Origin of the sequence: Mycobacterium fragae, assembly GCF_002102185.1 — a bacterium.
GTDB lineage: Bacteria > Actinomycetota > Actinomycetes > Mycobacteriales > Mycobacteriaceae > Mycobacterium > Mycobacterium fragae.
Genome location: NZ_LQOW01000006.1, coordinates 185517 through 210185, shown reverse-complemented (window position 1 = coordinate 210185; position 24669 = coordinate 185517). Strand labels below are relative to the sequence as shown.

The 24669-nt window shown below is 65.9% G+C and carries 25 protein-coding genes and 1 tRNA gene; 14 read left to right on the top strand and 12 right to left on the bottom strand.

Annotation, left to right across the window (positions count from 1 at the left end; all coding sequences use genetic code 11):
* Positions 1-42 precede the first annotated feature (42 nt).
* Positions 43-516: an MCP four helix bundle domain-containing protein gene (locus tag AWC06_RS05065; RefSeq protein WP_085194990.1), complete on the bottom strand. Its 474-nt coding sequence runs from the start codon at positions 514-516 to the stop codon at positions 43-45.
* Between the two features lie 267 nt (positions 517-783).
* Here AWC06_RS05065 and AWC06_RS05060 point away from each other — a divergent pair, with 267 nt between their 5' ends.
* Genes AWC06_RS05060 through AWC06_RS05050 form a run of 3 tightly spaced genes read left to right on the top strand, consistent with a single transcriptional unit; the run spans position 784 to position 3711 of the window.
* The gene (locus AWC06_RS05060; protein WP_085194988.1) at positions 784-1344 is read left to right on the top strand and encodes a hypothetical protein; all 561 of its coding nucleotides are present in this window, start codon (positions 784-786) and stop codon (positions 1342-1344) included.
* 19 nt (positions 1345-1363) lie between these two features.
* Positions 1364-2680 (top strand): Dyp-type peroxidase, encoded by a 1317-nt coding sequence (locus AWC06_RS05055; protein ID WP_085194987.1) that lies wholly within the window; start codon positions 1364-1366, stop codon positions 2678-2680.
* A 17-nt stretch (positions 2681-2697) separates the two neighbouring features.
* Positions 2698-3711, top strand: a complete 1014-nt coding sequence (locus tag AWC06_RS05050; RefSeq protein WP_085194985.1) for a hypothetical protein — start codon at positions 2698-2700, stop codon at positions 3709-3711.
* 205 nt (positions 3712-3916) lie between these two features.
* Here the strand turns inward: AWC06_RS05050 and AWC06_RS05045 are convergent.
* From AWC06_RS05045 to AWC06_RS05025, 5 genes are all read right to left on the bottom strand, one after another.
* A tRNA-Ala gene (locus AWC06_RS05045) sits at positions 3917-3989 on the bottom strand.
* A 44-nt stretch (positions 3990-4033) separates the two neighbouring features.
* On the bottom strand, positions 4034-4996 hold the full coding sequence (gene sepX / locus AWC06_RS05040) for a divisome protein SepX/GlpR (protein ID WP_085194983.1): 963 nt from the start codon (positions 4994-4996) through the stop codon (positions 4034-4036).
* A gap of 140 nt (positions 4997-5136) precedes the next feature.
* The gene (locus AWC06_RS05035; RefSeq protein ID WP_085195148.1) at positions 5137-5790 is read right to left on the bottom strand and encodes a GNAT family N-acetyltransferase; all 654 of its coding nucleotides are present in this window, start codon (positions 5788-5790) and stop codon (positions 5137-5139) included.
* A gap of 20 nt (positions 5791-5810) precedes the next feature.
* Entirely contained in the window at positions 5811-7142 is a 1332-nt protein-coding gene (gene glp, locus AWC06_RS05030) for a molybdotransferase-like divisome protein Glp (RefSeq protein ID WP_085194981.1), read from the bottom strand.
* A 42-nt stretch (positions 7143-7184) separates the two neighbouring features.
* Entirely contained in the window at positions 7185-8093 is a 909-nt protein-coding gene (locus tag AWC06_RS05025) for a UTP--glucose-1-phosphate uridylyltransferase (protein ID WP_085194979.1), read from the bottom strand.
* 75 nt (positions 8094-8168) lie between these two features.
* Between AWC06_RS05025 and AWC06_RS05020 the strand changes: the two genes are divergently transcribed.
* The 3 genes from AWC06_RS05020 (at position 8169) to AWC06_RS05010 (ending at position 9863) form a co-directional block, all read left to right on the top strand.
* The gene (locus AWC06_RS05020; protein ID WP_085194977.1) at positions 8169-8768 is read left to right on the top strand and encodes a 5-formyltetrahydrofolate cyclo-ligase; all 600 of its coding nucleotides are present in this window, start codon (positions 8169-8171) and stop codon (positions 8766-8768) included.
* A 58-nt stretch (positions 8769-8826) separates the two neighbouring features.
* Positions 8827-9135, top strand: coding sequence for an FmdB family zinc ribbon protein (locus tag AWC06_RS05015; protein ID WP_085194975.1), 309 nt, complete (start codon positions 8827-8829; stop codon positions 9133-9135).
* Between the two features lie 65 nt (positions 9136-9200).
* Complete coding sequence (locus tag AWC06_RS05010) at positions 9201-9863, top strand: SAF domain-containing protein (RefSeq protein WP_085194973.1); 663 nt, start codon at positions 9201-9203, stop codon at positions 9861-9863.
* 29 nt (positions 9864-9892) lie between these two features.
* On the opposite strand, the gene AWC06_RS05005 is transcribed toward AWC06_RS05010, so the two are convergent.
* The 6 genes from AWC06_RS05005 to rpmF all read right to left on the bottom strand — a co-directional run bounded on the left by AWC06_RS05005 (position 9893) and on the right by rpmF (position 14883).
* Positions 9893-10315, bottom strand: coding sequence for a large conductance mechanosensitive channel protein MscL (locus AWC06_RS05005; protein ID WP_085195146.1), 423 nt, complete (start codon positions 10313-10315; stop codon positions 9893-9895).
* Between the two features lie 94 nt (positions 10316-10409).
* The gene (locus AWC06_RS05000) at positions 10410-10955 is read right to left on the bottom strand and encodes a MogA/MoaB family molybdenum cofactor biosynthesis protein (protein WP_085194971.1); all 546 of its coding nucleotides are present in this window, start codon (positions 10953-10955) and stop codon (positions 10410-10412) included.
* The gene (locus AWC06_RS04995; protein ID WP_085194969.1) at positions 10955-12352 is read right to left on the bottom strand and encodes a S1C family serine protease; all 1398 of its coding nucleotides are present in this window, start codon (positions 12350-12352) and stop codon (positions 10955-10957) included. The genes AWC06_RS05000 and AWC06_RS04995 overlap by 1 nt, the downstream gene beginning before the upstream one ends.
* Positions 12353-12409: 57 nt before the next feature.
* Complete coding sequence (locus tag AWC06_RS04990; protein ID WP_085194967.1) at positions 12410-13945, bottom strand: HAMP domain-containing sensor histidine kinase; 1536 nt, start codon at positions 13943-13945, stop codon at positions 12410-12412.
* The gene (locus AWC06_RS04985) at positions 13945-14631 is read right to left on the bottom strand and encodes a response regulator transcription factor (protein WP_085195144.1); all 687 of its coding nucleotides are present in this window, start codon (positions 14629-14631) and stop codon (positions 13945-13947) included. Before AWC06_RS04985 ends, AWC06_RS04990 begins: the two co-directional genes overlap by 1 nt.
* A 78-nt stretch (positions 14632-14709) precedes the next feature.
* Positions 14710-14883: a 50S ribosomal protein L32 gene (gene rpmF, locus AWC06_RS04980; RefSeq protein WP_085194965.1), complete on the bottom strand. Its 174-nt coding sequence runs from the start codon at positions 14881-14883 to the stop codon at positions 14710-14712.
* A gap of 186 nt (positions 14884-15069) precedes the next feature.
* Here rpmF and AWC06_RS04975 point away from each other — a divergent pair, with 186 nt between their 5' ends.
* From AWC06_RS04975 to AWC06_RS04940, 8 genes are all read left to right on the top strand, one after another.
* On the top strand, positions 15070-16767 hold the full coding sequence (locus AWC06_RS04975; RefSeq protein WP_085194963.1) for an acyclic terpene utilization AtuA family protein: 1698 nt from the start codon (positions 15070-15072) through the stop codon (positions 16765-16767).
* Positions 16764-17912, top strand: a complete 1149-nt coding sequence (locus AWC06_RS04970) for an acyl-CoA dehydrogenase family protein (RefSeq protein WP_085194961.1) — start codon at positions 16764-16766, stop codon at positions 17910-17912. Before AWC06_RS04975 ends, AWC06_RS04970 begins: the two co-directional genes overlap by 4 nt.
* Positions 17913-18000: 88 nt before the next feature.
* Positions 18001-19590, top strand: a complete 1590-nt coding sequence (locus AWC06_RS04965) for an acyl-CoA carboxylase subunit beta (RefSeq protein WP_139819917.1) — start codon at positions 18001-18003, stop codon at positions 19588-19590.
* A 5-nt stretch (positions 19591-19595) separates the two neighbouring features.
* Positions 19596-21578, top strand: coding sequence for an ATP-binding protein (locus AWC06_RS04960; RefSeq protein WP_085195142.1), 1983 nt, complete (start codon positions 19596-19598; stop codon positions 21576-21578).
* Positions 21575-22756 (top strand): acyl-CoA dehydrogenase family protein, encoded by a 1182-nt coding sequence (locus AWC06_RS04955; RefSeq protein WP_085194957.1) that lies wholly within the window; start codon positions 21575-21577, stop codon positions 22754-22756. The genes AWC06_RS04960 and AWC06_RS04955 overlap by 4 nt, the downstream gene beginning before the upstream one ends.
* The gene (locus tag AWC06_RS04950) at positions 22756-23556 is read left to right on the top strand and encodes an enoyl-CoA hydratase family protein (RefSeq protein WP_085194955.1); all 801 of its coding nucleotides are present in this window, start codon (positions 22756-22758) and stop codon (positions 23554-23556) included. Before AWC06_RS04955 ends, AWC06_RS04950 begins: the two co-directional genes overlap by 1 nt.
* A 46-nt stretch (positions 23557-23602) precedes the next feature.
* Positions 23603-24214 carry a DUF1707 SHOCT-like domain-containing protein gene (locus tag AWC06_RS04945; RefSeq protein ID WP_085194953.1) on the top strand — a complete coding sequence of 204 codons (612 nt, stop codon included), beginning with the start codon at positions 23603-23605 and terminating at the stop codon, positions 24212-24214.
* Between the two features lie 114 nt (positions 24215-24328).
* A complete protein-coding gene (locus AWC06_RS04940; protein ID WP_169715292.1) occupies positions 24329-24643 on the top strand; it encodes a WXG100 family type VII secretion target in 315 nt (104 codons plus the stop codon).
* Positions 24644-24669: the final 26 nt, after the last annotated feature.

Genomic DNA, 24669 nt, shown 5'->3' with positions numbered 1-24669 from the left:
CACGCACGAAAAGCTTCTCGGTGCGGGCACCAGACAGACGCTTCACGATTGCGGTGGCGCAGAACGTTGGCCGTCCCGGCGAATCAAGTTGGTCACGCTGTTGTGGATACCGCGGAGCGCATAGCCGGCCGTCGACACCGACACCACGATCAGGACAACGAACATCGGTAGCCAGTTGCTCTTGTGGTGATCGGTGCTCCACCAGACCCCGGTGAACAGAATCGCACAGATAAACAGCAGCACGTCGCGCAAGCTGCCGCGATAGGTGGCGGCCGCTCGCCGCAGTGACCGGTATCGGTTGACTGCAGCGATCAGGTCGTCAATGCGGCTGTCGATGCTGCGTTGGAGTTCGGCTCGCCGCTCCACCTGCTCCGGCGGTAACTCCTTCAGCAGTTCCAAATCCTGCTTGATCGCGCGGCGGACATCCGGACCCTTCAAATATCCTGCCGCGGCGCCGAGCGCCATTCCACCGGCGATGGGCGCAATCCCCAGGGCAAGGTCGGCCACTGCGGGCATGCCTTCGTCTCCTCCGTCACCCCATCAAGGTCTCGGCGAGCGTACCGCTCACCTGGTAGACCAGCTCGCGCATTTCGGCGTCGATTCGAGCCGCGGTTTACAGCATCTTGGCCGCTTTGGTTGACGAAAGCCTGGTGGCGTCGCACCTTCTACGAATGCGGGAAGCCACAAGTCACCCCCAGAACCTGCCTCCTCTGCTGAATCAGGCTTGTATCTACCAGATCAGGTGCTAGCGTCCGGCACACCGACAGGGCTTGGGGAGTGACGATGGCGGCAACAGAATATGAGTGGAGCAGACCTGCGGCGATGGCGATCCCCAAGGACGGCTATTTCGAACTTGAGCGCGGTCGCTACGGGCCGGTCTATCCCCGCACCCCCGCGTGCTACGGCTTTTCGATCATCGCCAAAGTCAAGGAGGGCCGGGAAGAGGCCGTCCGTGCGTATGGCAAGCAGATTGAAGAGGCCATCCAGGCCAGTCCCGAGGTGCTGGCACCCCTGCGGCTGCATTACCTGCGCTGGGTGCTCTTCGATGTCGGGTCGGGGCTGCACTTCCAGTACCAGGGCATCTTCGACACTGACTTTGACAAGTACACCGAGGATGCGGTGCAGCTGTTCAGCCAGACCGGAATCACGACAGTGTTCACGAACCTTGAGGGCTTCCCCGAAGACTGGAGGGAAAACCCGGAGGCGTTCGTCAAGTTCGTCCGAGAGCATCAGTTTCCGAGTTTTTTGGAGTACGGGGAGTATCCCTATGTCACGGCCGACGAGATCAAAAAGGCGTTGCGGTTGAAGGCTGCATTCCAAGTCATGCTGGACCAAATGCAGTGACACGTATCCGAGCGTGCCGATGCTTGAGCTTGACGACATCCAGCACATCCTGCTGACTCGAACCCCGGCCATGACTGGGCGCTATGAGTTTTTGTCGTTTGACGAACCGGCCGGTGGCCGAGCGTGGCTGTCAGAACTGGTCGATGTCGTCGAGTCGGCCGCATCGGTGCGAGAAACGATGGAGGGCACCAAGCGGTGGGTCACGCTGGGTTTCACCTGGAACGGGCTTCGGGCGCTCGGTGTGCCCGAGGATTCGCTCGCCAGTTTTCCCGCGGAGTTCCGTCAAGGCATGGCCGCTCGGGCGGACATTCTCGGTGACACGGGGCGCAACCACCCCAACAACTGGGTCGGCGGACTGGCCGGGGATGATCTTCATGCGCTTGCGATCTTGTTCGCCCGAGATGATGGCGAGCACGCCTGCGCCACTCAAGCTCACGACGACTTGGTGGGCCGGTGTGAAGGCGTGCGCAGGTTGTCGTATCTGGATTTGAACGCGACGCCTCCGTTTAACTACGCCCATGACCACTTTGGTTTTCGAGATCGGCTGTCGCAGCCGGTGATAGAGGGATCAGGTGAGGAACCCACGCCCGGCTCCGGCGCGCCGCTCAAGGCCGGAGAATTCATCCTCGGATACCCGGATGAGTTCGGCCCAGTGGCCAATCTGCCACAGCCCGATGTGCTCTCGCGCAACGGGACCTATGCGGCGTATCGACGGCTACAAGAGCACGTGGCCTTATTCCGTGACTACATCCGTTCGAACGCCGGTACGCCAGATGCAGAGGAGTTGTTGGCCGCGAAGTTCATGGGCCGGTGGCGCAGCGGCGCTCCGTTAGTCCTCGCACCTGAGAGGGACGATCCCGAGCTGGGTGCGAACCCCATGCGCAACAACGACTTCAACTACAAGGAGATGGACCCGCACGGATATGCATGTCCTTTGGGCGCTCACGCCAGACGGCTCAACCCGCGAGACACCGCACCCAACATGAATCGGCGACGAATGATTCGCCGGGGAGCCACCTATGGACCGGCGCTCCCCGAGGGCGCACCCGACGACGCGGTAGACCGTGGGATCGCCGCCTTCATCATCTGCGCCAGTTTGATCCGGCAGTTTGAGTTCGCGCAGAACGTATGGATCAACGATCGCACCTTCCACGAGCTTGGCAACGAACATGATCCAATTTGCGGAACACAAGACGGCACAATGGAGTTCAAGATACCGAAGCGGCCAATCCGCCAGGTTCTCAAGGGACTGCCGGCGTTCACAACTCTGACAGGCGGAGCGTACTTCTTCCTGCCAGGCATCAATGCCATGCGATACCTCGCGGCGCTCGACTGAGCAGCTAAGGAACGATCATGAGCACACTGCCCGCCGCTCGCACGTACAACCAAGGCCACATCCCCCGCCCGCACACGGGCGGACGACGCATCAGCATCTATTGGACCTGGAGCTATCCATGGGAGTCCCAGCGCGACCTCGGCGCATTGGACAACCGTTTCTCCACGATGACCGAAGTACGCAGGGCCGCCTGGCCCCGGTACGAGACACCGGAATGGGACGAGGCCAACTTCCTGCAAGGCATCGCCGGCACCTTGGAGCTTTTTCACCGCTCCACGCTGGCCTTCCAGGAGTTGGCGGGCGAAGCTACCGGCCATCGGGTCGCCGTGTTCCAACGCATCGACCAAGCTGGCTACAAGCTGCTGATCGATGAACGGATATTGGCCGACACCGACACCCTAATGGTGTTCGGGCTTGACCATATAGTCGGCGAAGAACAAGCAGAGACCCAAGAAGTCGCAGCCATTCGCGAGTGGCTGAAACGAGAAGACACCTGCCTCCTATTAGCTCCGCACCACGACGTCGGCTTCACCGACGACCTGGCTCAGCGGCAGATCGAGTACCTGCACCATGGCGACCCGCTGGTACCACGCCAACAACGCTTCACCGCATACACGCGCTCGCTTATGAAGGCGCTCGACGTACCCGTCTACAACAAGTGGGGGCTACGTCCGGCCGTCGTCGAAGGCACCCACGAGATCGCACCGCTCACCGGCTTTCGCGATCTCGACACGCTCAAGCTGCTTGATCAGGTCACGACCTTCAACTTTCACCCGCATCTGCCGCACTATGAACTGAACGCTCCCGAAAGCGATTCCCTCCGCGTTCTCGGTAGGCAACGCATTGACCCCAATCGGCCTCACCCATTTACCGAGGCGGGCAACATCGAGTTCAATGCGCTCGTTTGGATGCCGCCGTCCGGTGAGCGGGCTGGCGACATCGTGCTGGTCGACTCCACGAACTTCACGACACTGTTCGGCGGCACTGACAGCCTCAAAAACCTTTGGCGCAACATAGCGACGATGAAGTGAACGAGGACCAATGTGAAAGCTGTGCAGCAGATGTTGGGACACGCGAAGTCTTCGATAGGTCTCGATACGTACGCTGACCTGTTCGACGAAGACCTCGACGAGGTTGCGGACCGACTGAACGACTCCATCCGAGTTACTGCGTACGCTCTGCGGGGGGCAAAAGTTCACTAGCGGACTGCACACGCTCTGACCTGCTCAAACTCTGTGGAGCTAAGGGGATTCGAACCCCTGACCTACTCGATGCGAACGAGTCGCGCTACCAACTGCGCCATAGCCCCTGACCGCTAGCAGGCTACCAGTCGCGATCGAAGTCGCCGAACCGCTACTGTCCGGCCGCGCGCGGCAAGTCCCTGTGCCAGCCGTAATCCCGCGCATAGGGCGCGTAGTCGAGATGCTCGAAGATCGGGTCCTCGTCATCGATCTCGAGCACCACCGCGCCGGGACGCCGCAGGCGTGCGGGTACCACGTCAAAGTCACGGTCGTGGGTGTTCTCCACGCCCAGCCGCGAGCGCGCCAACCGCTGCATCCGGCGACGGCGCAGACGCTCCTCGATCCGGGTCTGCCGGCGCAGATATCCCAGGTAAAGCACCGTCAGCCCAGCGGCGCTACCGCAGAACCACCACGCCGCGGGTGTCACCAGGAAGGCTGTCGCCGCAGATCCCACCAGCGTCAGCGCCATCATGGTCAGCACCCGCTTGCGGAAGGCATACTTGCGTGCGCTCACCGCGGCGGCGGTGTCCGACTCGTACCGATGCCGCCGCGAGGCCGCCGGAGTGGCGGTAATCGGCGGTTCCTCGGGGACCGCTATGCCGGATGTGTCGTCGACGTACTCGTATTGACCGCCGTCCTCCTGATCGACGTCGTCGTTCTCGACGATGGCCGCGTGGTCCTCGGTTTGCTCCTCACTTACCGGCTCGGTCTGCTCGTCCGCCGGGACCGCCACATCGGACTCGTCGACCACGGCGACATCTGGATGCTCGGGCTCATCCTCGACCGCTGGCGCCTCGTCGACGTGCGGCTCCTCGGCCTCGTCGCGGTCCTCGTCGAGATCCTGGTATTCGTCCTGCTCAGGCTGCCAATTCGGGTCGCTGCGATGCCCCGCCGCCGGCCCCGCCCGTTTGAGCAGTCGCGCCGCCGCCGCGCCGGTGTTGAGCACGCGGGTCGCCAGGGCCACGTCGCTGGTGCGGCGCACCGCGTCGCGCTTGCTGATCAGCATCGGAACCAGCACGAACAGCCAGAGCACGACGAGCGAAATCCAGAGCAACGATTGCGGGATGCTTGGCATGGTGAGCCGCTCCTTTCCCCGCCAGGCTAGGCCGGCAGCCGGCGCATCCGGTCGAGGCGCGCCCAGGACAATTACACACCTGTAATTTGCATGTGACAAGCACCACTAGTCACAAATGTCACTTCTGTAACAAAGAATGCCTACGCCCAGCTGGCGTGCCCGGCGCGCACGAGAGCCGACGTCACCGAGCCGTAGACCTCTTCGGCCGTCAGACCGAGCAACAGGTGATCCCGCCAAGTACCGTCGACTTGCAGGTAGCGCTTCAGTAGCCCCTCCTCGCGGAACCCGACCTTGGCCAGCACGGCACGGCTCGCCACGTTCTCCGGCCGCACGGTGGCCTCCACGCGATGCAGCATGACCGGGCCGAAGCAGTGGTCCAGGCCCAGCGCCAACGCTCCGGTTGCCACGCCCCCGCCGGTGACCGAGCTGGATACCCAATAGCCGATCCATGCCGACCGCAGCGCCCCGTGAGTGACATTTCCGATCGTCAGCTGACCGCAGAACTCGCCCTCCAGCTCGATCGCGTATGGCAGCATGCGGCCTTTGCGAGCCTCCGATCGTAAACTCGCACAGACCGCCGGCCACGACGAAACCGTATGCCGCACAGTCCAATCGGCGTCAATGCTTGGCTCCCACGGTTCCAGGTGGCTACGATCGGCCAGCCTGATACGGCTCCACTGCGCGGCGTCACGCATGCGCACCGGGCGCAGCCGGATCACACCGGCCGAAACCCGCAGCGGACCCACGACCATCGGCCAACCGGGATGGTGAGAGCTGGAGCGCCACAAGTTCACGAGCTGTGCCACCGTGCCGCTCAGCCACGCTGAGCCAGGAAAGCGACGTCGACGATCTCGCCGGTGCGGATCTGCTCGGCTTCGCGGGGAACCATGACCAGACAGTTTGCCTCGGCCAACGTCGCCAGTAGGTGCGAGGACGCGCCGGCGGCGCCGCCCAGGGCCTGCACCAGGTATTCGCCGGTGTCCTGGTCACGCATCAGCTGTCCCCGCAGATAGCCCTTTCGGCCCGGCACCGAGGTGATCGGCGACAGCGTCCGGGCCTGCACCACCCGGCGCATCGGCTGCCGTTTGCCCAGCGACAGCCGGATCAGCGGCCGGACCATCACCTCGAAGACCACCAGTGCGCTGACCGGATTCGCGGGCAACAGGAAGGTCGGCACGCCCTCACGGCCCAGCTGACCGAAGCCCTGAACGGAGCCGGGATGCATTGCCACCCGGGTGACTTCCATCTCGCCGAGCTGGCCCAGCACCGAGCGCACGGCCTCGGCCGCGGCGCCGCCGACAGCGCCCGCGATGACCACGATCTCTGCGCGATTGATCTGCCCCTCGACGACCTCGCCAAGCTGTTGCGGATCGTTGCCGACGATGCCGACCCGGTTCACCTCCGCGCCGGCGTCGCGCGCGGCGGCCGCCAACGCGTACGAGTTGACGTCGTAGACCTGGCCGTTGCCGGGCGTCCGTGAGACATCGACAAGTTCACCGCCGACCGCCAGCACCGACAGCCGCGGGCGCGGGTGAACCAGCACGCGGTCGCGCCCCACCGCGGCCAGCAGCCCGACTTGCGCGGCGCCGATGATCGTCCCCGCGCGCACCGCCACATCACCGGGCTGCACATCGTCGCCGGTACGGCGCACATAGGCTCCCGAGCGCACACCGCGCAGCACCCGCACCCGCGACTGCCCGCCGTCGGTCCAGCGCAACGGCAAGACGGCATCGGCCAGCGTCGGCAACGGGGCGCCAGTCATCACCCGCGCCGCCTGCCCGGGCTGCAACCGGCTCGGCGTGCGCGCGCCGGCTTCGATGGTCCCCATCACCGGCAGCGTCACGACCCCAGGTCCCGATGCCGTTTCGCCGGCCTCACCGGGCACTGCGCCCAGGGCACGCGCGTCGTCGTCGGCAGCGCCATCGCCGTGATCATGGGACGAGCCCGGCTCACCCACACCAAGCACGTCGACGCTGCGCACCGCATAGCCGTCGATCGCGGCCTGGTCGAAACCGGGCAGCGGTCGCTCGGTCACCACCTCTTCGGCGCACATCAGGCCCTGCGCCTCGGCGATTGCGACGCGTACCGGTCTCGGCGCCACCGCGGCGGCCGACACCCGCGCTTGTTGCTCCTCAACCGAACGCACAGCGCGCCTTTCTGCGGTCAAGCCGTATCGGCACGACTGGGCTTACTCCTCGGCCAAACCCAATCGCGCGACCAGCCATCGCCGTAAATCCGGGCCGTAGTCGTCACGGTCCAATGCAAAGTCAACCGCAGCCTTGAGGTAGCCGCCGGGATTTCCCAGGTCGTGTCGGGAGCCGCGGTGTACGACCACGTGCACCGGGTGTCCCTCGGCGATCAGCAGCGCGATCGCATCGGTGAGTTGCACTTCGCCGCCGGCACCCCGGTCGATGCGGCGCAGCGCGTCGAAGATCGCGCGGTCGAGGACATAGCGGCCGGCCGCGGCAAGCATCGACGGAGCGTCGTGCGGCTTCGGCTTTTCCACCATGCCGTTGACCTTCAGCACGTCCTCGTTGGCGCCCGGAACCCGCTCGACGTCGAAAACCCCGTAGGCACTTATCTCTTCGGGCGCGACCTCGATGGCGCACAACACCGTTCCGCCGTACTCGGCACGCACCTTCGACATCGTCTCCAACACGCCGGTCGGCAGCACCAGGTCGTCGGGGAGAAGGACGGCGACAGCATCTTCATCCGCCGATAGTGTCGACTCCACGCAGCTGATGGCGTGTCCCAGGCCGAGCGGCTCGGCTTGCACCACGGACTCGACCTTGATCAGGCCCGGTGCGCGGCGCACCTTCGCCAGCATGGCCTTCTTGCCCCGCGCCTCCAGCGTGCCTTCGAGCACCAGGTCTTCGACGAAATGCGCGACGACGCCGTCCTTGCCCTCGGAGGTGATGATCACCAGGCGCTCGGCGCCGGCCTCGCTGGCCTCGGCGGCAACCAGCTCGATGCCGGGCGTGTCGACGACCGGCAGCAGCTCCTTGGGCACGGTTTTCGTCGCGGGTAAAAACCGCGTACCCAAACCGGCTGCAGGCACGATCGCCGTGCGCGGAACCGGACCCTGTGAGCGAGGCATTGTGCACACCATAATCGCAGCGATCTGCGCAGCCGGTATGGCGGGGCTACCGGCGTGGCTGTCATCGTTGACGGTATGGCGACCGCCGGCAAGGCCGCACTACGCGAACAGCTGCTGGCGGCCCGGCGTTCGGTCGCCGACGACGTCAGGGACGACGAAGCGCGGTCGTTCAACCGCCACCTCGAAGCCCTGATGGGCACAGCGGGGACGGTGTGCGCCTACGCGCCGGTGGGCGCCGAACCCGGATCGATCGACATGCTCGATGTATTGCTGCGACGGGCTGCGCGGGTGCTGCTGCCGGTCGCGCGTACCACCGCCGACGGCACCCCCCTGGCGCTGCAGTGGGGTGAGTACCGGCCCGGGCAGCTGGTGGCTGCGCGGTTCGGGCTGCTCGAACCCGTTGAGCCCTGGCTGCCGGCCACCGCGCTGGCCGAGGCCCGTGTAGTGCTTGTCCCCGCGCTGGCCGTCGACCGGGCCGGGGTGCGCTTGGGCCGCGGTCGCGGCTTCTACGACCGCTCGCTGGTGCATTGCGATCCGCGCGCGCAACTGATCGCGGTGATCCGCGACGACGAACTCCTCGACGAGTTGCCCTGCGAGCCGCACGACGTGCGGATGACGCACGCGCTGACCCCCGGGCTCGGCCTGGTCGACCTGGGAATGACCCGCGCCACATAGCGGTTCTAGCACTTGACACGGTAGAGTGCTAACTGTTTAGACCATCACGGAGGTTTCTGTGCCGACTTACAGCTACGCGTGCACCGAGTGCGGCAACCGCTTCGACGTGGTTCAGGCCTTCACCGATGACGCCCTGACCACGTGTCAGCAGTGCTCCGGTCGGCTGCGCAAACTGTTCAACTCCGTCGGCGTGGTGTTCAAGGGCAGCGGTTTCTACCGCACCGACAGCCGCGAGCCGGCGAAGAGCTCGACCAACGGCTCCGCCAAGACCGATTCGACTTCAGGCTCGAACGGCTCGAGTTCGGCTGACAAGTCCGGCTCATCGGAAAAGTCCGCCGCCACGCCTGCCGCGGCCGCGTCCAGCTAGTCGGTTATCCACAAGCGGCGTCGCGACCGCCGCGCCCCGCGTCCAGCCATCGCTAACGTTGCGGCATGCAGGGATCCCCGAAATCACTGAATCCGTCGCTGGCAAGCCGGATCTCGCAGTGGTTGCGCCCGGACTGGTCGCGAACGGTGCTGGCCCGCCGAATCGCCGCCGCCGGTCTCGTCGTGTTGGCAGGTGTTGCGGCATTGCGTCCCGATTCAGACGGTGATCGTGTCGACGTCGTGGTCGCAGCTCGCGATCTCACCCCGGGCGCCGCGTTGACCCCCGAGGATGTTCGGCTCGACAAGCGTTCGGCGACAACCATTCCCGAGGGGTCGCAGGCCGACATCGGTGTCGTGGTCGGATCGACGTTGGCCGGCCCCGCCCGGCGCGGTGAAGTGCTGACCGACGTCCGGCTGCTGGGCCCGCGGCTGGCCGATTCGACCGCCGGCCCCGACGCGCGGATCGTGCCGTTGCACCCGGCAGACAATGCGCTCACCGACCTGGTGCGCCCCGGCGACGTCGTCGACGTTGTCGCCGCGTCGGAAGCCGACAGCGCGTCGCGGCCCAGGGTCGTCGCCACCGACGCCGTCGTTGTCTTGGTCTCCGCCAAGCAAAAGACCCAGACGGCGAGCAATGATCGGGTGGTGCTGGTGGCGCTACCCGCCGCCGCCGCGAACGCGTTGGCCGGAGCCACACTGGTTCAGACCGTCACTCTCACCCTGCATTGAGCGCACAGCCATAGGCCTAGGCCGCTGCGTCAGGCGGCCGCCGGCTGCTCGCTGGCGCAGTACTTGCACTTGCTCGCGGCCTCGGGGATGTCGGACATGCACTGCGAGCATGCCTTGGTCGCCGGCTCCTCCCCGAAAACGGTGACCCCGCGGCGTTTCTGGATGTGCCGGTAGGGCACCACGATCGCGAAGTAGACCACCGACATGAACACGACGAAATAGATGACCGCGGAGATGAACGATCCGAGGTCGAGGACCGTCTTGCTGCCCGCATCGCCAAGCTGCCATGCCATTCCGAGTTTGCTATTGGGCTGTGCCGCCGCCACCAGCGGATTGATGATCGAGTCGGTGAAGGCTTTGACCAGATTCGAGAATGCCAAAGCGACAACCAGGCCAACGGCCACGGTGATCACGTCACCGCGCATCACGAAATCCCTAAACCCTTTGAACACGCGAGCCACCTTCCCGTCGCAGGAATTACCAGGGCGAGGCGAAACCGCCCGCAAAAACGTTATGTCCCTGGTTCCGCGATCGGATGGCTTTGCGTCAAATCTCCAGGCTCGAGAGCTGACCGATTATCTGGGCCGCCAGCGGATTCAGTGTCGCCATGCCGTCGCGCACGGCGTAGCGCGATCCGGCGAGGTTGACCACCAGGGTGCTCCCCGAGATCCCCGCCAGACCGCGCGACAATGCGGCGTCGGTGATGCCGGCGGACAAACCCGAGGCCCGGACGGCTTCGGCGATCCCGAGGATTTCGCGATCGAGAATCTCACGAGTGGCCTCCGGGGTGACGTCGCGGGGCGTGACGCCCGTCCCGCCGACCGACACCACCAGGTCCACCCCGCCGATCACGGCGGTGTTCAGCGCGTTGCGAATCTCCACCTCGTCGGCGGCGACGGCCACCACCCCGTCGACAACGAACCCCGCTTCGGCGAGCAGTTCCGTGACCAGTGGCCCGCTGTGGTCCTCGTCCCCGTGCGCGGTCCGGTCGTCGACGACGACGACGAGTGCCCTGCCGACTACCAACTCCGCGCCCTCTTCCATGCTTGCCACCGTATATCTGTGGTCCGACGACGGCGCGGCGACTTTCATCACTGTTGGGCCTTGCCGAGGGTGACCTGCACTGTCCGACTCGCACCCGAAGGATCGAGATATGTCAGCGTCACCTTGTCGCCGGGCGCCTTGGATCGCACGGCGGCGACCAAACCGTCAGCACTGTTGATCGGACGGTCGTCGACCTTGGTGACCACGACTCCGCTGGGCAAACCGGCGCTGGCCGCGGCGCCGTCGGGCACCACCTCGACCACCTTGGCGCCCGGCGAACCCTTGTCGTTGGTGACCTGTACGCCCAGTGACGCATGCGATGCCTTGCCGGTGCTGATCAACTCGTCGGCGATGCGCTTGGCCTGATCGACCGGAATCGCGAAGCCGAGGCCGATCGAACCGCTCTGCGCATCGGGCGAGTCGCCGCCCAAAGTGGCGATCGCCGAGTTGACGCCGACCAACTGTCCGCTCATGTTGACCAGGGCGCCGCCGGAGTTACCGGGGTTGATCGCGGCGTCGGTCTGAATAGCGTCGAGCACGGTGTTCTGGTTTCCGGTCTCCCCGGTCGTTGAAACCGGGCGGTTCAGTGCGCTCACGATGCCCGTGGTCACGGTGCCTTCCAGGCCCAGCGGTGACCCGACCGCGACGACCGGCTGGCCAACGCGCAGGTTCGCCGACGAGCCGAGGGTGATCGGCGTCAGCCCGGAAATGCCCTGAACGCGGACCACCGCGATGTCGGTGGTGGGATCGGTGCCCACCACGTTGAATCCTGCGGTGCGCCCGTCAGAGAAGGTCACCGTGGTCTTCACCGGCCCGCCGAGGCCACCGCCTTCGTCAGGCGGTTCAGCGGCAGGACCACCGCGGCCGGGTTTGGCGGCAGCCGCGACGACGTGGTTGTTGGTCAGGATCAGCCCGTCCGCCGACAAGACGATGCCCGAGCCTTCCTCGGATTGCCGGCCCAGATCGGTCTCGAGCATGACCACACTGGGCACCACCTTGGCGGCGACCTGCTCGACGGTGCCTGCCGGCGCGTTGGCGATCGGTGCGCTGGGGGCCGCGCCGCCCAGCGACGGGCCATTGCCACCGCTCGCGGACTGTTCGCTGTGCTGGATCACCGACGCCGCTGCTCCGCCGACGCCGGCCGACACTACGGCGATCGCCACCGCACCGACGGCCAACGCGCCTGCGCGGGAACGCTTTCGCTCGACGCCCATGCGCGGGGGCGGCGGACCGGCTCCAGGACCGGCTTGACCGCCACCGAATGGGCCGTACGGCTGCCGGTATGCCGGCTGCTGGGCATAGCGCCAGTCGTACTGCTGAGCATACGTTGGCTGCTGCGGCTGCTGCCCCTGGCCCGAATAGCCTTGGGCCGCATGCTGATCGGAAGCTGGGCGGAATCCGGGCTGCTGCTGCGGCGGTGGCGAATACCTCGGGTGATTCGTCATGTCGCTGGGTTGCTCTTTCTATTACGGTTCGTTCGGATTCAACAGTAAACTGCTCAGCTACCTTGCCTGCGTGGTCTGAGAATCCTCTGAGATAACGTTCGCCGGAGCCGGAGAGTTTCCGTGATCCGCCGAAACCGTGACATCCGGGTGCTCTGGTGCCTCCGCACCGGGCACGGGGAAGCCCGAAACCGGCATGGGCCGCCCGGGCAGCAGCACGTAGATCGACGTCCCAGGGGGCTGGCCACCGGGAACGGTGTCTTCCACGCGCAACGCCCCACCGTGTTTGAGTACCACCTGTTTGACTATGGCCAGCCCCAGACCGGAGCCCGACATCCCCCGCGCCGAGGCTGACCTGAAGAACCGTTCGAACACCAGTGCCCGCTCATGCGGTGGGATGCCGGGCCCCTGATCGGACACCACCAGCTCAGCGTGCGACGGGCTCAGCTGCGTCAGCCTGATGCCGACGTGCCCGCCGGACGGGCTCCACTTGGCCGCGTTGTCCATCAGGTTCAGCACCGCGCGGGACAGACCAGCGCTGTCGCCGTAGACCTGCCAGGGAATCACCTGAACGTCGAACTCGATGTCACTGCGGCGTCGGCGCACCCGCTCCAGGCTGCGGTCGATGACCTCGGACATGTCAACCAGCTCGTTGACCACCTCGCCGGCGTCGTCGCGGGTGAGGTCCACCAAATCGCCTACCAGCGTGGACAATTCCTCGATCTGCGCGATCACGTCGGCACGCAGCTCGGCCATCTCCTGTTCGGGCAGTTGCGGCGCACCCGGGGCCTGCGATGCCATCAGCAGTTCGACGTTGGTGCGCAGCGACGTCAGCGGTGTACGCAGTTCGTGGCCGGCGTCGATGACCAGGCGCGCTTGGCGTTCCCGAGATTCGGCCAGCGCTTTGAGCATTAGATTGAATGCCTCGGTGAGCCGGGCCAATTCGTCGCTGCCGAATACGGGGATGGGCCGCAAATCGTTGGTGCGCGCGACCCTTTCGGCCGCCTCGGTCAGCCGGCCAACCGGTCGTAGCCCGGCCTGGGTGACCATCCCGCCGGCAACAGCGGCGACGGCGACGCCTACCCCGCCGACGATCAGCAGCACCCAACGCAGTTTCATCATCACCGCATCGGTAGGCGCAAGGCTCTTGGAGATGAGCAGCGAACTGCCGTTGGGCAGGTGGACTGCCAGCACCCGCTGATCGGCGGCCGTGCGCCGCGACATGAACAAGTCACCGCGGATGACCGCCTTCTCCGGAGGTCCGACGGGCAGTGTCTGGCCCTCTTGGTTGGCGGTGTAGATCGACCGGCCGGGATTCACCAGCATCGCGTTGACGTCCGAATATGCCGTTCCCTCAATGGCTTTCGCAGGATCGGCGGTCAGCGAGCCGCTGGTGATCAGTAGCTGCGCCCTCCTCTGCAGCTGGGTGTCAATGTCCTTGTAGAGCGCCGCGGAGATCACCGCATACACCGCGACCGCCATCAGGACGACCACCATCCCCACCATGGACATCGCGAGCAACATCACCCGCCACCGCAGCGACAACGACGTGGTGGCTCGCAGCTGCGCTCGACTGCGATGGCGGAACATTGACATCAGGGCGGTGTTTCACGAAGCACGTAACCCACTCCTCGCACGGTGTGGATCAACCGCGGCTCCCCCTCGGCTTCGGTCTTGCGACGCAGGTATCCGACGTACACCTCCAGCGCGTTGCCCGAGGTGGGAAAGTCGAAACCCCACACCTCCTCGAGAATTCGGCTGCGGGTGAGTACGCGTCGCGGATTGGCGATCAACATTTCCAGCAGGGCGAATTCGGTGCGGGTGAGGCTGATCTGGCGACCCCCCCGAGTGACTTCGCGGGTGACCGGATCAAGGGTGAGATCCGAGAACGTCATCGCGACGGAATCACCGGAATCGTCGAGCTTGGTGCGGCGCAACAGCGCTCGCATGCGCGCCAACAATTCTTCAAGCGCAAACGGCTTTGGCAGATAGTCGTCGGCGCCCGCGTCCAATCCGGCGACCCGCTCGGAGACCGCGTCGCGGGCGGTCAGGACCAAGATCGGCAGATCGTCTCCGGTACTGCGCAGCTGACGGCACACCTCCAGGCCATCCAGCCGCGGCATCATCACGTCGAGGACGAGCGCGTCGGGCCGGTCGGTGGCGATCATCTGGAGGGCCTCGACACCGTCTTCCGCCAACGCGACCGAGTAACCGTTGAACGACAGCGACCTGCGCAGCGATTCACGCACCGCGCGATCGTCGTCAACGACAAGAATCCGCACGGCCACCAGTTTCATCCAAACGCCTGAGAGCGGCCTGAGAGACGCGCCGGGCTGAATGCTCGGCTCGTGGCGAAACGGCTAGCGACGGTCCAGGTCGATCAGACCGAGACGGGCCGCCTTGAGCAGCCGTCGCGGCACTTTGTGCCGCTGACCGGCCACCGTCACACCGACGAGTTCCGGCTTGGCGGCCTTCCACTGCGCGCGTCGGCTTCGGGTGTTCGCGCGCGACATCCTGCGCTTTGGCACAGCCATAATCGAGCCTTACTTCTGGTTGGAGGGTCGTCCGATCGACGGCGACGATTGCTCTCAGGATAGTCGGCGACCTGCTGACCACCCAAATCGGGGCTACAGGGGGCATCCTTGACGTGACAGCGGCGACACCAGCTAACCTACCGGTTGGTTGGTACGTCGACTGCCGGCTCCGGAGGGAGGACACGCGTGGGGAGCACTGCGGTCCGCATCGGGAACTGCTCAGGCTTCTATGGCGACCGGTTCTCCGCGATGCGCGAGATGCTCACCGGCGGCGAGCTCGATTACCTCACGGGCGACTACCTCGCCGAGCTCACGATGCTGATCCTCGGCCGTGACCGGATGAAGCATCCCGACCGCGGCTACGCCAAGACGTTTTTAGCGCAACTCGAGGAGTGCCTTGGGCTGGCCCACGACCGCGGGGTGCGCATCGTCACCAATGCCGGCGGTCTCAACCCCGCCGGGCTCACCGAGGCGGTACGGGCGCTGGCCGAACGCCTGGGAATCCCGGTGCGGGTGGCGCACGTCGAAGGCGACGACCTGCAGCCGAGCGCCGCGGACCTGGGGCTGGGCACCCCTTTGACCGCCAACGCCTACCTGGGCGCCTGGGGCATTGTCGAGTGCCTCAACAGCGGCGCCGACATCGTCGTCACCGGCCGAGTGACCGACGCCTCGGTGACGGTGGGACCCGCGGCCGCGCAATTCGGCTGGCGCCGCGACGATTACGACCAGCTCGCCGGCGCCGTCGTCGCCGGCCATGTGATCGAATGTGGCATCCAGGCCACCGGCGGCAACTACTCGTTCTTCACCGAGATCCCCGATTTGGCCTACGCCGGCTTCCCGCTCGCGGAGATCTACCCCGACGGGTCGTCGGTGATCACCAAACACCCCGGCACTGGCGGGCAAGTCAGCGTCGACACGGTCACCGCGCAACTGCTCTACGAGATCACCGGCGCCCGCTACGCCAATCCGGACGTCACCGCGCGGATGGACACCATCGGCTTGTCCACCGACGGCCCGGACCGGGTGCGGATCAGCGGTGTGGCCGGCGAACCGCCCCCGCCCACCCTGAAGGTCTCGCTCAACAGCATCGGCGGCTTCCGCAACGCCATGACGTTCGTGCTGACCGGTCTGGACATCGCGGAGAAGGCCGAATTGGTGCGACGCCAGCTGGAATCCAGCCTGACCGTCAAGCCCGCCGAGCTTGAGTGGACGCTGGCGCGGACCGACCACCCCGACGCCGACACCGAAGAAGGCGCGAGCGCGCTGTTGCGCTGCGTGGTACGCGACCCTGATCCGGCGAACGTTGGACGCCAATTCTCCTCGGCCGCAGTCGAACTCGCGCTTGCCAGCTATCCAGGATTCACCGTCACCGCCCCACCCGGCGACGGTCAGGTCTACGGCGTGTTCACCCCCGGCTACGTCGACGCCAGTAAAGTGCCGCACGTCGCCGTGCACGCCGACGGCAAGCGCATCGAGATCCCTTGTGCCACCGACACTCTGGAACTCGCGCCGGCCGATCCCCCTGAGTTGCCGGAGCCGCTTCCGGCCGGCCCGACCCGGCGTGCGCCACTGGGCTTGATCGCCGGGGCCCGCAGCGGCGACAAGGGCGGGTCGGCCAACGTCGGCGTCTGGGTGCGAACCGACGAGCAGTGGCGCTGGCTCGCCCACACGCTGACCGTCGAGAAGCTGCGCGAATTGCTGCCCGAGACCGCGGACTTGCCGGTCACCCGGCACGTGCTGCCCAACCTGCGGGCGGTGAACTTCGTCGTCGACGACATCCTCGGCCAGGGTGTTGCCTACCAGGCGCGGTTCGACCCCCAGGCCAAGGGCCTGGGTGAATGGCTGCGCAGCCGCCATGTCGACATTCCCGAAAGGTTGCTGTGAGCATCTGGACCACACCGGAGCGTGACCAGCTTCGCAAGACGGTGCGCTCGTTCGCCGACCGCGAGATATTGCCGCATGTCGACGAATGGGAACGAAGCGGGGAGTTGCCGCGCGAGTTGCACCGCCGCGCCGGCGAGGCCGGCCTGTTAGGAGCGGGCTTTCCCGAAGCGGTCGGCGGTGGCGGCGGCGACGGCGCCGACTCGGTGATCATCTGCGAAGAGCTGCACGAGGCCGGGGTGCCCGGCGGTGTCTTCGCGTCACTGTTCACCTGCGGCATCGCCGTGCCCCACATGATCGCTTCGGGAGACGAGCGGCTCATCGACACATTCGTCCGTCCCACGCTGGCCGGTGAGAAGATCGGTGCGCTGGCCATCACCGAACCCGGCGGCGGCTCCGACGTCGGACACCTGCGCACCACCGCGGCTTTGGACGGTGACCACTACATCGTCAACGGCGCCAAGACCTACATCACCTCGGGCGTGCGGGCCGACTACGTCGTGACCGCGGTACGCACCGGCGGGCCCGGCGCCGCCGGAGTCTCACTGCTGGTGGTCGAGAAGGGCACCCCGGGATTTGAAGTCACCCGCAAGCTCGACAAGATGGGCTGGCGGTCCTCGGACACCGCCGAGCTGTCTTACATCGACGCAGCTGTGCCCGTGGCCAACCTGGTCGGCGCCGAGAACAGCGGCTTCGCTCAGATCGCGCAGGCGTTCGTCGCTGAACGCATCGGCCTTGCCGCCCAAGCATATTCGAGCGCGCAGCGCTGCCTCGACATCACCGTGCAGTGGTGCCGCGACCGCGAGACGTTCGGCCGGCCACTGATATCACGCCAGTCGGTGCAGAACACGCTCGCCGAGATGGCCCGTCGCATCGACGTCGCCCGCGTCTACGCCCACAACGTGGTGGAGCGCCAACTCGCGGGCGAGACCAATCTGATCGCGCAGGTGTGTTTCGCCAAGAACACCGCGGTGGAAGCCGGCGAATGGGTGGCCCACCAAGCCGTTCAGCTGTTCGGCGGCATGGGTTATATGTCCGAGTCCGAAGTCGAACGCCAATACCGCGACATGCGCATCATCGGTATCGGTGGCGGGACCACCGAGATCCTGACCGCGCTGGCCGCCAAAACCCTTGGGTATCAGTCATGATTATTCCCCCTCCTCCTCATCGCTTCGTCCCCCTCGCCGCTGCGCGGCTGGGGGCACCCCCACTGCATCGTCGGCGGTGGCTATGACGGTGCTGCAGTCCACACTCGACCCGCACGCTCCTGCCTACACCGAGGCGGCGTCGGCGGCGCTGACAAAACTCGACGAGATCGACGCCGAACTGGCCAAAGCGCTGGCCGGCGGCGGCCCCAAGTACGTCGAGCGCCACCACGCCCGCGGCAAGCTGACGCCCCGGGAACGCATCGAACTGCTCGTCGACCCGGACTCACCGTTCCTCGAGCTGAGCCCGCTGGCCGCATACGGCAGCGACTTTCAGATCGGCGCCAGCCTTGTTACCGGCATCGGCGCGGTCTCGGGCGTGGAATGCATGGTCGTCGCCAACGATCCCACGGTCAAAGGCGGCACCAGCAATCCGTGGACGTTGCGCAAGATCTTGCGGGCAAACCAGATCGCGTTCCAGAATCGTCTTCCAGTCATTTCGCTGGTGGAATCCGGCGGCGCGGACCTGCCCACTCAGAAGGAGATATTCATCCCGGGTGGGCAGATGTTCCGCGACCTGACCCGCCTCTCAGCGGCCGGAATCCCCACGATCGCATTGGTATTCGGCAACTCCACCGCGGGCGGTGCATACGTGCCCGGGATGTCAGATCACGTGGTGATGATCAAAGAGCGCTCGAAAGTGTTCTTGGCGGGCCCGCCGCTGGTGAAGATGGCCACCGGCGAGGAGTCCGACGACGAATCCCTTGGCGGAGCCGAAATGCATGCCCGCATCTCCGGTTTGGCTGACTACTTCGCCCTTGACGAGCTCGACGCGATCCGCATCGGTCGGCGCATCGTGGCGCGGCTGAACTGGGTCAAACAGGGACCCGCACCCAGACCGGTGACCGAGCCGCTGTTCGATGCCGAGGAGCTGATCGGGATCGTCCCCTCGGATCTGCGCATCCCCTTCGACCCGCGAGAAGTGATCGCCCGCATTGTCGACGGGTCCGAATTCGACGAATTCAAGCCGTTGTACGGCTCGTCACTGGTGACCGGCTGGTCCCAGTTGCATGGCTATCCGCTGGGCATCCTGGCCAACGCGCGTGGGGTGCTGTTCAGCGAGGAGTCGCAGAAAGCCACCCAGTTCATTCAACTGGCCAACCGCTCCGACACGCCGCTGTTGTTCTTGCACAACACAACTGGCTACATGGTCGGGAAGGACTACGAGGAAGGCGGGATGATCAAGCACGGGTCGATGATGATCAACGCCGTCTCCAATTCGACCGTCCCGCACATCTCGCTGCTGATCGGCGCGTCCTACGGCGCCGGGCACTACGGCATGTGCGGCCGAGCCTATGACCCGCGGTTCCTCTTCGCCTGGCCCAGCGCCAAATCCGCCGTGATGGGCGGCGCCCAGCTCTCGGGCGTGCTGTCCATCGTCAGCCGAGCGGCAGCCGAAGCCCGCGGACAGCAAGTCGACGAGGCCGCCGACGCCGCGATGCGGGCCGCGGTCGAAGGCCAGATCGAGGCCGAGTCGCTGCCGCTGGTCTTGTCCGGAATGCTCTACGACGACGGCGTGATCGACCCGCGCGACACCCGAACCGTGCTGGGAATGTGCCTGTCGGCGATTGCCAATGCTCCGATCAAGGGGACGTCGAACTTCGGCGTCTTCCGGATGTGATGCCGATGGCAATCACACGAGTTCTGGTAGCCAACCGCAGTGAGATCGCCCGGCGGGTATTCGCCACCTGCCGGCGGCTGGGCCTGGGTACCGTCGCCGTCTACACCGAACCCGACTCCGGCGCACCCCATGTCGGCGAGGCCGACGCCCGCGTACGGCTGCCGAATAGCAGCGACTACCTCAACGTCGAGGCGCTGATCACCGCGGCCCGCGCCGCTGGGGCTGACGCGGTGCATCCGGGCTACGGATTCCTCTCGGAGAAGGCGGAATTCGCGGCCGCCGTGCAGGACGCCGGCCTGACGTGGGTCGGCCCCCCGGTCGCCGCCGTGCGGGCGATGGGCTCGAAAATCGAATCGAAGAAGCTGATGGCCGCCGCCGGGGTGCCCGTGCTCGACGAACTCGACCCCGAGACCGTCACCCAAGAGCAGCTGCCGGTTCTCGTCAAGGCCTCTTCAGGCGGCGGCGGCCGCGGGATGCGGGTGGTCCACGAACTATCGGCCCTGCCAGGCGAGGTCGAGGCTGCCCGGCGCGAAGCACAGTCAGCGTTCGGCGACCCGACGGTGTTCTGCGAGCGTTACCTGCCGACCGGCCACCATGTCGAGGTCCAAGTGCTCGCCGACACGCGCGGAACTGTGTGGGCCGTCGGGGAACGGGAATGTTCGATCCAGCGCCGCCACCAGAAGATCATCGAGGAGGCGCCGTCGCCATTGGTCGAGCGCACTCCCGGGATGCGGGCCAAGCTGTTCGACGCCGCGCGGCTGGCGGCGGCGGCGATAGGCTATACGGGCGCGGGCACGGTGGAATTCCTCGCAGATGATGACGGCGAGTTCTACTTCCTGGAGATGAACACCCGTCTGCAGGTCGAGCACCCGGTCACCGAGGAGACCACCGGACTCGACCTCGTTGAACTACAGCTGGCAGTCGCCGACGGTGTTCGCCTTGACGCGGAGCCCCCTGCCGCACAAGGGTATTCGATCGAAGCCCGCGTCTACGCCGAGGATCCCGCACATGGTTGGCAGCCCCAGGCCGGCACGGTTCACCGCTTCGAGGTGCCGGGGGTACGGGCACAGTTCGAGACGCTCGGAGCGCGGAGTGGAATCCGGCTGGACTCCGGCATTGTCGACGGGTCGGTGGTGTCCATCCACTACGACCCGATGCTGGCCAAGGTCATCAGCTATGCCCCGACCCGGCCCCGGGCGGCGGCAGTGCTAGCCGACGCTCTTGCCCGCACCCGGCTGCACGGGGTGCGCACCAACCGCGATCTGCTGGTCAATGTGCTGCGGCATTCCGCCTTTCTCGACGGCGCCACCGACACCGCGTTCTTCGACACCCACGGCTTGGCAGAACTTTCGGCGCCGCTGGCCGACGCCACCGCGATCCGATTGTCGGCCGTTGCAGCCGCGCTGGCCGATGCGGCCCACAACCGCGCTACCGCCGCGGTGTTCGGCTCGATCCCCAGCGGTTGGCGCAACCTGGTGTCGGGATATCAGGTCAAGGCCTACCTCGATCGCAACGGCCAGGAGCATCGCATCGAATATCGTTTAACCAGAAGCGGTTTAACGCTCGCCGATGACGAATCCGTGCAGCTGATCTCCGCCTCACCGCGCGAGGTCGCCCTGGCCGATGCCGCCGGCGTGGCGCACAGCTTCCACGTCGCCCGATACGGCGATCACATCTACGTCGACTCACCTCGGGGGCCGGTTCACCTGGTCGCACTGCCGCGCTTTCCCGAACCGGGTTCGGCCGTCGAGCAGGGCTCGCTGGTGGCGCCGATGCCCGGCAACGTCATCCGCATCGGCGCCGACGTCGGCGACAAGGTCGTCGCAGGCCAACCGCTGGTGTGGCTGGAGGCCATGAAGATGGAACACACCATCACCGCGCCCACCGACGGGGTGCTGGCAGAACTGAACGTCAGCACCGGCGATCAAGTCGAAGTAGGGGCGATTCTGGCGAGAGTCGAGACCTCACAATCGGAAGGAAACCAATGACCGACAGCAGCTTCATCGACACCAGTTTCATTGAGAATGAGGAACGCCGGGCGCTGCGCGAGGCGGTGGCTGCGATGACAGCCAACTACGGACAGGACTACTACCTGGAGAAGGCGCGGGCGCAGCAGCACACCGACGAATTATGGAACGAGGCAGGCAAACTCGGCTTCCTCGGGGTGAACCTGCCCGAGCAGTACGGTGGCGGTGGCGCCGGCATGTATGAGCTGTCGCTGGTCATGGAGGAAATGGCCACCGGCGGCTGTGCGCTGCTGATGATGGTTGTGTCACCGGCCATCAACGGCACCATCATTTCGAAATTCGGCACCGACGAGCAAAAGCAGCGCTGGCTCCCGGGCATCGCCGACGGGTCGATCACCATGGCCTTCGCGATCACCGAGCCTGATGCCGGGTCCAATTCGCACAAGATCACCACGACTGCTCGCCGCGACGGCAGCGACTGGATCCTTTCCGGCCAAAAGGTTTTCATTTCCGGCATCGACCAGGCGCAGCTGGTGCTGGTTGTCGGCCGCACCGAAGAACAGAAGACCGGCAAACTGCGTCCGGCGCTGTTCGTCGTACCCACCGACGCGCCCGGCTTCAGCTACACCCCGATCGAGATGGAGCTGATCAGCCCCGAGCGTCAGTTCCAGGTCTTCATCGACGATGTGCGGCTGCCGGCCGACGCGCTGGTGGGCTCGGAGGACGCCGCGATCGCACAGCTGTTTGCCGGGCTCAACCCGGAACGCATCATGGGCGCGGCCAGCGCGGTCGGCATGGGCCGGTTCGCCATCAACAAGGCCACCGACTACGTCAAGACCCGCAAGGTGTGGGGTACCCCGATCGGTGCGCACCAAGGGCTGTCACATCCGTTGGCGCAGAATCACATTGAGATCGAACTGGCCAAGCTGATGATGCAGAAGGCCGCGACGCTCTACGACACAGGTGACGACGCGGGCGCCGCTGAAGCAGCCAACATGGCGAAATACGCCGCGGGCGAGGCCTCCGCCAGGGCCGTCGACCAAGCCGTACAGTCATTGGGCGGCAACGGTCTGACCAAGGAATACGGCATCGCGGCGGCGTTGACAGCCTCCCGGTTGTCGCGGATCGCACCGGTCAGCCGCGAGATGGTGCTGAACTTCGTCGCGCAGACATCGCTGGGCCTGCCCCGCTCCTACTGATGGACACGCTCGTTCAGTACGCCGGGCCGACGGGTTCCGAAAAACCCTATGCCCGACTGACACTCGACTCCCCGCACAACCGCAATGCGTTGTCCGCCACCCTGGTCGAGCAACTACACCAGGGTCTGCGCGACGCGGCTGCCGACCCCGCGGTGCGCGCGGTGGTGCTCGGCCACACCGGAAACACCTTCTGCGCGGGCGCCGATCTGTCGCAAGCGTCGGGTGGCGACCCGTTCGAGATGGCCGCCGACCGGGCCCGGGAACTGACCGCACTGTTGCGGGCGATCGTCGAATGCCCAAAGCCGGTGATCGTCGCCATAAACGGCCACGTCCGCGCCGGCGGTCTGGGTCTGGTCGGTGCGGCCGATATCGCCGTGGCCGGCCCGCGCAGCACCTTCGCGTTGACTGAGGCCCGGATCGGAGTCGCGCCGGCGATCATCTCGCTGACCTTGCTGCCGAAGATCTCCGCCCGCGCCGCCGCACGCTACTACCTGACCGGCGAGACGTTCGACGCCGCGACCGCCGCCGAGATCGGATTGATCACGATCGCCGCCGACGATGTCGACGCGGCCGTGGCATCGCTGGTCGCCGACGTGGGACGCGCCTCTCCACAGGGCTTGGCCGCATCCAAAGCGCTGACCACCGCGGCTGTTCTCGAGGGGTTCGACCGCGACGCGGAGCGGCTCGCCACCGACTCGGCACGGCTCTTCGTCTCGGACGAGGCGCGCGAAGGAATGCTCGCTTTCCTGCAGAAACGCCCCCCGCGCTGGGCGGCGCGCGAGGCCGGCGAAGCAGTTTAGCGAACTTGCCTTGCAGCAAAATCTGTTAGTCGTAGGCTCGTAGGCGATGAAGTACTCAGCGCAGCGACGCGCCCAAAACGCACACGATGACCGCGATGAGTGGTCCCGTGCCGCGGATACCGACCGCATACAGGTAGCACAGCTGCTCACCGATGCGGCCGCACAGGGGCGTCTGCAGCTGAGCGAGTACGAAGACCGACTCACCAAGGCGTACGCGGCGAAGACCTACGACGAGCTGGATCGGCTGCGCTCCGACCTGTTGGGGTCGTCGGTGGGCCCCCGGCGAAGCGGCGCATGCAAACCCGCGCCGTCGATGCTGCTGCTGGCGATCATGAGTGCATTCGAGCGACGCGGCCGGTGGAATGTGCCGAAGAAGTTGACGACGTTCGCGCTGTGGGGCGGCGGCGTCGTGGATCTGCGCTACGCCGACTTCACCTCCACCGAAGTGGAGATCCGCGCCTGCTCGATCATGGGTGGGCAAACGATCCTGCTGCCTCCCGAAGTCAACGTCGAAATCAAGGGCCACGGCGTGATGGGCGGGTTCGATCACGACGTCACCCCAGAAGGCACACCGGGTGCACCGATCGTGAAGATCCGCGGCTTCTCCCTGTGGGGCGGCGTCGGCATCAAGCGGAAGAACCGCAAGCCCCGCAGCTAGCGCATCTTTGATTGCACAGAAGGTGATTGGCCGCGGATTCGCGGCTCTGCGATAATCCCGCGCAAATGGCGCGTTCGCCCCAGCGCGCCCGGACGGGCGAAAGCGAGAGTAGCTGTGGCCAATGAAATTCGGGTGAGTCCGGAGGCGCTATCCCAGACAGGCAATGAGCTGGCCGCTCGGGGTGAGACGCTGCACGCTCTGCAGCGGTCCTGCCACGGCGAAGCCGAAGCCGCGCAGTCGGGATGGGTTGGCTCCTCGGCGGAGGCATTGTCGGGTCTGCTGGACGGCTGGGCGGCGACGAGCAGCGCCCATATCCGGCGTATCGGGAAACATTCCTGCGACATGCACTTCGCGGCCGCCGACTTCATTTTCACCGAACAAATCAACGCAAAAGAACTTGGCGACATAGGTGCGGCCCGCTTTCATTGAAAGCCCGCCTGCGCGATGACCTTGTC